Origin of the sequence: Prevotella sp. Sow4_E9_plate (genome assembly GCF_052116205.1) — a bacterium.
Classification (GTDB): Bacteria; Bacteroidota; Bacteroidia; order Bacteroidales; family Bacteroidaceae; genus Prevotella.
The window spans coordinates 84,109-91,030 of the sequence record NZ_JBQKLN010000014.1; the positions used below are offsets into that span (position 1 = coordinate 84,109).

At 45.9% G+C, this 6,922-nt stretch carries 8 protein-coding genes; 4 read left to right on the plus strand and 4 right to left on the minus strand.

The annotated features are described in order from the left end of the window. Positions 1-81 precede the first annotated feature (81 nt). A complete protein-coding gene (locus ACTQ53_RS07540; protein ID WP_294972062.1) occupies positions 82-342 on the minus strand; it encodes a DUF4492 domain-containing protein in 261 nt (86 codons plus the stop codon). 341 nt (positions 343-683) lie between these two features. Between ACTQ53_RS07540 and ACTQ53_RS07545 the strand changes: the two genes are divergently transcribed. The 3 genes from ACTQ53_RS07545 to ACTQ53_RS07555 are packed head-to-tail and all read left to right on the plus strand — an operon-like array spanning position 684 to position 2,295. Continuing rightward, positions 684-1,190 carry an AraC family transcriptional regulator gene (locus ACTQ53_RS07545; protein ID WP_441932613.1) on the plus strand — a complete coding sequence of 169 codons (507 nt, stop codon included), beginning with the start codon at positions 684-686 and terminating at the stop codon, positions 1,188-1,190. Beyond that, positions 1,172-1,603, plus strand: a complete 432-nt coding sequence (locus ACTQ53_RS07550) for a hypothetical protein (protein WP_441932614.1) — start codon at positions 1,172-1,174, stop codon at positions 1,601-1,603. The genes ACTQ53_RS07545 and ACTQ53_RS07550 overlap by 19 nt, the downstream gene beginning before the upstream one ends. An 11-nt stretch (positions 1,604-1,614) precedes the next feature. Next, a complete protein-coding gene (locus tag ACTQ53_RS07555; protein ID WP_294972053.1) occupies positions 1,615-2,295 on the plus strand; it encodes a CatA-like O-acetyltransferase in 681 nt (226 codons plus the stop codon). On the opposite strand, the gene ACTQ53_RS07560 is transcribed toward ACTQ53_RS07555, so the two are convergent. From ACTQ53_RS07560 to ACTQ53_RS07570, 3 genes are all read right to left on the minus strand, one after another. Beyond that, the gene (locus ACTQ53_RS07560) at positions 2,279-3,298 is read right to left on the minus strand and encodes a helix-turn-helix domain-containing protein (protein ID WP_295346223.1); all 1,020 of its coding nucleotides are present in this window, start codon (positions 3,296-3,298) and stop codon (positions 2,279-2,281) included. The genes ACTQ53_RS07555 and ACTQ53_RS07560 overlap by 17 nt on opposite strands. 248 nt (positions 3,299-3,546) lie before the next feature. Continuing rightward, on the minus strand, positions 3,547-4,659 hold the full coding sequence (locus tag ACTQ53_RS07565; protein ID WP_441932621.1) for an outer membrane beta-barrel family protein: 1,113 nt from the start codon (positions 4,657-4,659) through the stop codon (positions 3,547-3,549). Then, on the minus strand, positions 4,541-6,019 hold the full coding sequence (locus ACTQ53_RS07570) for a TonB-dependent receptor (RefSeq protein ID WP_441932615.1): 1,479 nt from the start codon (positions 6,017-6,019) through the stop codon (positions 4,541-4,543). The genes ACTQ53_RS07565 and ACTQ53_RS07570 overlap by 119 nt, the downstream gene beginning before the upstream one ends. 336 nt (positions 6,020-6,355) lie before the next feature. Here ACTQ53_RS07570 and ACTQ53_RS07575 point away from each other — a divergent pair, with 336 nt between their 5' ends. After that, positions 6,356-6,724, plus strand: a complete 369-nt coding sequence (locus tag ACTQ53_RS07575) for an MmcQ/YjbR family DNA-binding protein (protein WP_441932616.1) — start codon at positions 6,356-6,358, stop codon at positions 6,722-6,724. Positions 6,725-6,922 lie beyond the last annotated feature (198 nt).

The following is a 6,922-nucleotide window of genomic DNA, read 5'->3' on the forward strand; positions in this document are numbered from 1 at the left end:
CATAGTTGAACGGTTTTAGAATTGTTATTATATAATGTTTTTGTATTTCTTTCTATCTGAAGGTTGCGGGGATTCTGAGTCTTATCTGTTCAGAATTTCCTTGGATACGAAGCCCGCCTTATCTCCATTCTTTGCATTACTGTTAATATAATTCGGAAAGAAAAAGAGCTTGAGCACCAGGAAGATGATGGCAAGCTTGATGAGGATGATGGTCCAGAGCGTCCTGCCCAGGGTCATCGTCCTGAAACCATCGTAATAGAGATGGAAAATCCGGGATAGCAGTCCTTGCTTCATCGGTTTTACATCCGTTTTCATCAGGTTTTTATCCTTTTTCTTCTGCATAAGCACTCCTTCTTAAAAAAATCTGCTGCAAATCTACAATAAATAATTGTAACTACCAAACATTTTATTGAAAAAGATACAAAAAGAAAAGAATTTGTTTCTAGATAGTCTATTCAGGTTTTGCAAGTAGGTTCTGTTATTTTTTATTCCCTTAAATTAAAATCTCCTCTCTAAAAATAGCTTATCTTTGCAGTCTCATTACATGAAATGAGATGTAAAAAACTTATAATATAAAATAGAAGAAAATGTGTATGATTATAGGAGTAGTAATTGTTAAGGTGGCGATGCTGGTAAGTCTTGCTGCCTATAAAATATTAAGATAACATTAAAATCATTAGGAAATGGAAATTACAGAAAGAATTCAGAGTAGAAAGGATGTAAAGGCGATTAGCGTTCGCCTTTTGGGTGATTATAAGTCTGTCAATTATATGGAGGCTTGGAACAAGTTGGGTGCTTATTGTCAGAAGCATCATCTTGATTATGATTGTCCGGATGCAGAATACATCAACATCTATCACGACAATCCGGCAGCGACTCCTGCTGAAGCCTGTCGCACGGATGTTTGTATCGCAGCTCCTATCGTAGAGCAGCTTCAGCCTGAGGAAGGTGTGAACATTATTACGATTTATGGCGGTCGCTTCCTGGTTTATCGTTATCAGGGACCGTATGAGAATCTGGCAGAAGTTAACGCCAAAGTTTATGGCGAACTCCTTCCTGCATCTGGCGAGAAGGTGAAGTTGGGAAGCGGAGTGTTGGAAAATTGTCAGATGTTTGAGCGTTACCTGAACGACCCGGAGACAACGGCTCCGGAAGAATTGCTAACAGAAATTTGGATTCCGATAGAGTAGAAATCATGCTAAATATATTTAGGTTAAGATTAGGAGCATTACTTCATTTTCTGATAGCCATAGGCCATTTGATTTGCCTCTTCTTTTTGGAGGAGGCATTCAAGGCTTATGGTATTTTATATGAAATGAAGCATCTCTGTTTTGACCAGGAATGGCTGTTGTATGCTGTTACGGTTTGTCTGGCAGTAGGCTTTGCTATTTTATATGCGCTCTCTGTTGCAGGCGATATTAGAAAGTTACCATTACAGAGATTGGTGATGATAGCCATTGTTGGCTTGTATTCTATCAGAGTAATAGTAGGGATTGATTGGCTGTTGTATGAGTTTACTTATCTGCAATTCTTCTCGACTTTAGTGCCAGCGATTCTCGTCTATTGCTATTTTCCCGGGCTGAAACGAGAAAAGCAAGTATAAAGAAGAATGTTATGAAGAAAGAGATAAATGCAAGAGAAACTTCCAGGGCGGCGGCGTTCGAATTATGGATTTCGTCGCCGATGCCGATGGTAACCCTGACCAAGACATTCGATGTTTCCCGAATTATGAAGATAAGCAGGAAGAGGGGGTGGAAATTCAATATGATCTTGTGCTGGGCGATAGGCTGTGCTGCATCGAGAACCAAGGAGTTTTATCTTCTTCCGGAAAAAGAATCTTCTAAAGGAATTCCTGATGAGGAAAAATCCCAAGAAAAAGAATCTGGTTCATCCTGGCGATTGATGCAATACGATTCTATCGCCATTAACGTAATCGTGGGAAATAAGAAGGGAGGAATCAATTCCTGCGACATTCCTTATTCTGATGATATTCAGAAGTTTAATGAAGATTATCTTCGTCTGACTTCTGAGGCTGCTGCTGAATGCAAATCATCTTCTTTAGAGGATGCGATGGTGGTGGGAACGTCGGCGATGATAGGAACGGAGCTTGATTGTATCGTGAATCAATACACGGATTTATTCTGCAACCCCATGCTGATGTGGGGAAGTTATCATCGTGGTTTCTTCAGAACCACGCTCCCCATCTCCTTCCAGTTTCATCATGTTCAGATGGATGGCGGCGAGGCTGCAGGATTTCTGGAGTTATTACAAGTAATCATCAGGTTCTTGCAATAACTCCACGTCTTAATCTGAATTCCATCGGGCTCACCCCATGTTTCCGCTTGAATGCCGTGCAGAAATGGCTCTGGTAATCGTAGCCCAATTTGATACCGATGTCGGCAATCGGCAGACTTGTGTCGAGGAGATAATGAACCGCTAAATCCATGCGGAAATCGAAGAGATACTGGAATACCGTGGTGCCAAACTCCTGCTTGAAGGCTTTCTTCAGGGTGCATTCGTTGGTGCCCACCATTGCCGCCAACTCGTGGAGCGAAGGCATTTCCTGATAGTGGGTGAGGATGATGCTTTGGGCATCGTGTATCTTGTCACGGATGCTGAGACTGAAGGTTTGGCTGCCTGGCAAGAGACTGGCGGGCAGGAGAAATCCCGAGAGGCAGTCGATAATCTTCGATTCCAGGTATTTGGAGGCTTGGTTGCCTAACAGGCGGGAACGCTGGATGTCTCGTGCCGCCTTGATGACTGCTGCTATGGCGGGCTGGTTGTACTTGATGATGGTCTGGGTGTCGAAGGTAGGGCTGGTTAGAGGGGAGAGCTGCTCAAAAGCCTCCGCGTCGTGCTCGATAAGCTCTTCTATGAATTGCTGCGGGATGACCACGTTTAAGATTTCGAATTGGGTGCCCTGGTTCAAGTGAGTGTTGGCACCACCTTCGCCGCTTAGAAAACAGAGGCTTGCCTCGCCTGTTTTCCACATCATTTCCTTTTTTTTACCACGACCGCCGTATACTTCTTTCATGCTGCCGCCAAAGGTTGGCATGGAGAAGAGCAGGGCTGGTCTGACCTCGTGCTGCGCGATAAACTTGGTGTTGTTCGCCTTGCCAAAATAGTGTTGGTTCATAATGCCAAACTTCCGGTAATGCCACTCCTTGAGCGAAACTTCCATTGCATTCGATTCGATGTGGTTGCTCCGTTCCATCCCATGGTTGTCGATGAAGATAAGGCCGTTTGTCCTTACTTCCCCTTCTATCTTTCCATCTCTTATAATCTGGCAGTCGATCATTAGCTTTACTTTTAGTTGTTTTTATGCTGCGAAATTGCAATTAAGCAAGAAATTCGTTGCAAATGTACGATATTCTAAGTAAATATACAAGTTTATCTCCAATTTTATACCTCTTTTTTCGAGAAAAAGTCTCTGCTGGGGCAAAATCATAGAGATTCTGCTTAACAGAGACTTCGTTTTTTCTATATTTAAACCGAGAAAGTTCTTCTACAAAGAGGAGTTCTTCTGGAGAAACCGAGAAAGTTTTTCTATTTTCCTCCCATTCGTCCCACGGCTTCCTGGGCTGAGTTCTCGCCACGGTATTGCTTCTTGGCCTGGTTGAAGCGATAGGTGAGGCGGAGCTGGACGCTTCGGGTGTCTACCCACTTCTGCTGCTGGAACCGTACGTTGCCGTAGGTACCGTCGGTCTTTTGGCGCTTGGTGTTGAAGATGTCGTTCACGTTCAGACTTAGCGAGAGACGGTCTTTCAGGAAACTCTTGTAGAGCTGGAAGTCGAAGTTGTGCACGCTGCAGAGGGTGAGGAAATCGTAGGTGCCGCTGCTTCGGTAGGAGAACGAGAGGTTCATGTACCAGCCCTTTGGAAGATGGAAGCCGTTGTAGAGGCTGAAGATGTAGTAGGGGTCGTGGAAGCTTTTCTCCTTGCCCATGCTGACGGCCTTGATGAAGCCCTGCTGGATGCCTGCCTGTAGCTGTGGCTCGTAGAAGCCCCAGCGGTGGCGGTAGCCGAGGAAGCTGCCCCAGTTCCAGCAATGGTCGATGTTGGTCCAGGTGATGTAGCCCGTTTGCGGGTCATCTGAATCGGGTTCGATGATGCTGGTGATGTAATCCTTCACGTAGGTGTAGCTTGCCTGGACGAAGAGGTCGCCGTAGCTTGCCTGGTATTTGAACTCGTGGCGCTGGGATGGCTCCAGCTGGCTGTTTCCTATCTGCCACATGTAGCGGTTCGCGTAAACCGTGCCCGTGTTCAGCTCCTGGAAGGATGGTCGGATTTCGGAAGAGCGGTAGCTCAGGGACTGGGAGAATCTGCCTGACTGATGAGAGAGCAGGAGGGAAGGGTAGAGGTTGTCGTATTTGCGATGAAGCGGCTCGGTGGAGGTAGTTTCATCTTTCAGATAATCCAGGCGGCTGTCCACGTGCTCGTATCTCAATCCTACTCTTAATGAGAAGGGCTTGAAATCGAGTGAATACTCGGCGAAGAAGGCAGCATGATTTTCCTTGGTGATGCTGTGGGTGGAGGTTCCCTTATCGGCAGGGGTGTAATCGGTGCGCGATTCGCTCTTCACGTAGTTGTACTCGGCGCCCATCATCCAGGTTTGCTTGTCGTTGATGGTGTAGTTGGCGCGGGCCTTTGCTCCCCAGATGGTTCCATCGCTTTGCGGCAGGAGTGTGAACTTGTTTCTGGCTTCCTGCAGGGGGGAACTTGAATCGAGGGACCAAGCGATGGAATCGCTTGGAACGGAGGCAAGGAGGGGGGACAGAAGGGGAGCTGCTTGGGGCTAAGAGGGCGCTTGGGGAGGTGGCTGCTCCTTTTCCTTTGGCTGCTCCTTTTCCTTTGGCTGCTCCTTTTCCTTTGGCTGCTCCTTTTCCTTTGGCTGCTCCTTTCTCTGAGATCTCATCCACGAATTGAGCCTGCTCCGTGTGCAGCTTCACGAAATCGCCGAAGAAGTTCAGCTTCCATTTCTCTCCGTATTTGCCCTGGTAGAAGGCGTTCACGTGGTGCTGCCAGTCGTAATAGAGAAACTTGTTGTTGCCCGTTACGTTGTCATCTACGTGATCGTTGGTCATCGCATAGCTCGTCATCTTGAAAGGCATCGGCTGATGGATGTTGTAGCCGTCGTATTTTACTCCGATGGTTTGCTTTTCTGTCAGGGCGAGGTCGGCTCCGGCACTCCAGTAGAAGCGGTCGTAGTAGCTGTGCTTACTGTCGAGGGTGGCGGAGGCAATGTAGGTGGTGGCGTTATCGCCAGCCTGGCTGCCGCTTACGTAATTTGTGGCGATGTCCTGTTCTTTCCATATTCCCTGCCAGTTGGCGTAGCCCAACTTGCCGTAGTACGTCATCTTGCCGTGGGTGTAGGTAAGGTCGAGGTCATGGTTGTTGCTCACGAAGGAGTCGAAGAGGAAGCCGGAGTTCTCCACGATGGCGAGTCCTTGCAGGTTCTTCTTGGTGGTGATGAGCAGCACGCAGCCCACGTTGTTGCCGTATTCGGCTCCGGGATGATGAATCACCTTCACCTCTTTTATCTGTGTAACGGGCAGGTTTTCTACCATGCTGTAATCCTGCACCTTTCTGTCGTTGATGTAGATTTCGGGTGAGCCGCCGATAAATGCCTGCGGTTTGCCATCCTTGTTTTTGAACATTCCGGGAAGTTTGGCAAGCATTTCCGTAGCTGTTGGCTCCTTCTCGAGAGAAGTTCCCGAGATGCGAGCCACGATTCCGCCGTTCTTCTGGCGGAATTGCGAGCGGGTTCCCTTGATGGTTACGGCTGCGAGCTGTTTCTCCCATTGGATGCTGTCCTGGCGCAGCTTTTCCTTCATCGCCTGGATGCTATCAGTAGAATTATTCTTTGCAGTAGAAATATTTTTTGCTGTAGAAATGCTCTCAGTAGAAATATTCTTTGCTGTAGAAATACTCTCTGCTGTAGTGGTCTTTGTCTGTTGAGCGTTTGTCATCATCGGATTTCCCAGGACGAGCAAGCTGCTTATGATCAATTCATGTTTCATAATCTTCTTTTTTATTTTAATGCAATATGTCACAAAGTTCTTGCGAATGTTACTGCGCAGGAATCTTGCGGATGATGTTGCAAAATTACGGATAAGGAAAGAGAAGGATTTTAATATGACGGAATTTTTTCGGATAAGATTTGTTTTTTTATGGAATAAGGCTTGCTGTTTCATCATAATTCGTTATCTTTGCACTATTTATAGGATAAGCTGGATCTCGGCAATTTTTATAGGATAAGCAGGATTTCACAAGTTTTATAGAATAAGCTGAATCTCGGCAAGTAGAATTAAAATATAATGAGAAGAAATGTAGAATTAATTTAGTGTGAAGAAATAATGAATATAGAATCTGTTAGAGAGTATTGCCTCTCGCTTCCCCTCGTAACCGAGGCTTTTCCTTTTGATGAGCGGACCTTGGTGTTTCGCATTTTGGGCAAGATCTTTGCCTGTGTTGACCTGGAGCGCCCCGAGTGGGTTACGATGAAATGTAATGCCGATTACGCCCTCGCACTCCGGGAAGTGCATCCCGAAATAGAAGGCGCATGGCATTGGAATAAGAAATACTGGAATCAGGTAAACCTTTATTGTACGCTGGAAGATGATTTCATCCAGTCCCTGATTCGCCACAGTTATTCCGAAGTAGTGAAGAAGCTCAAGAAAAAGGAGCGGATGGAGCATCCGGAAATGCTGGATGTGAAGGAATAGGGAGAAAGTAAAAAGAAGAAGGCTCTGAATTAGCCATAAGAAATGCTGATTCAGAGTCTTCTTATTAATTTATAATTCCTAGCTTTTGAGAGTGTAAACTAAACTGTGTCAAGCTACAATAAAAGTAGTTTAACACAGTTTTTATATTATGGACAACTTAGAAATTGATTACAAGAAAGCTGCTCAGCAGTTGCGTAG

What these genes read in the sequence shown, in the direction of transcription:
- ACTQ53_RS07540 (WP_294972062.1), bottom strand. Translation starts at nt 342, where the DNA reads ATGCAGAAGAAAAAGGATAAAAACCTGATGAAAACGGATGTAAAACCG.
- ACTQ53_RS07575 (WP_441932616.1), top strand. Translation starts at nt 6,356, where the DNA reads ATGAATATAGAATCTGTTAGAGAGTATTGCCTCTCGCTTCCCCTCGTA.
- ACTQ53_RS07560 (WP_295346223.1), bottom strand. Translation starts at nt 3,298, where the DNA reads ATGATCGACTGCCAGATTATAAGAGATGGAAAGATAGAAGGGGAAGTA.
- ACTQ53_RS07555 (WP_294972053.1), top strand. Translation starts at nt 1,615, where the DNA reads ATGAAGAAAGAGATAAATGCAAGAGAAACTTCCAGGGCGGCGGCGTTC.
- ACTQ53_RS07545 (WP_441932613.1), top strand. Translation starts at nt 684, where the DNA reads ATGGAAATTACAGAAAGAATTCAGAGTAGAAAGGATGTAAAGGCGATT.
- ACTQ53_RS07570 (WP_441932615.1), bottom strand. Translation starts at nt 6,019, where the DNA reads ATGAAACATGAATTGATCATAAGCAGCTTGCTCGTCCTGGGAAATCCG.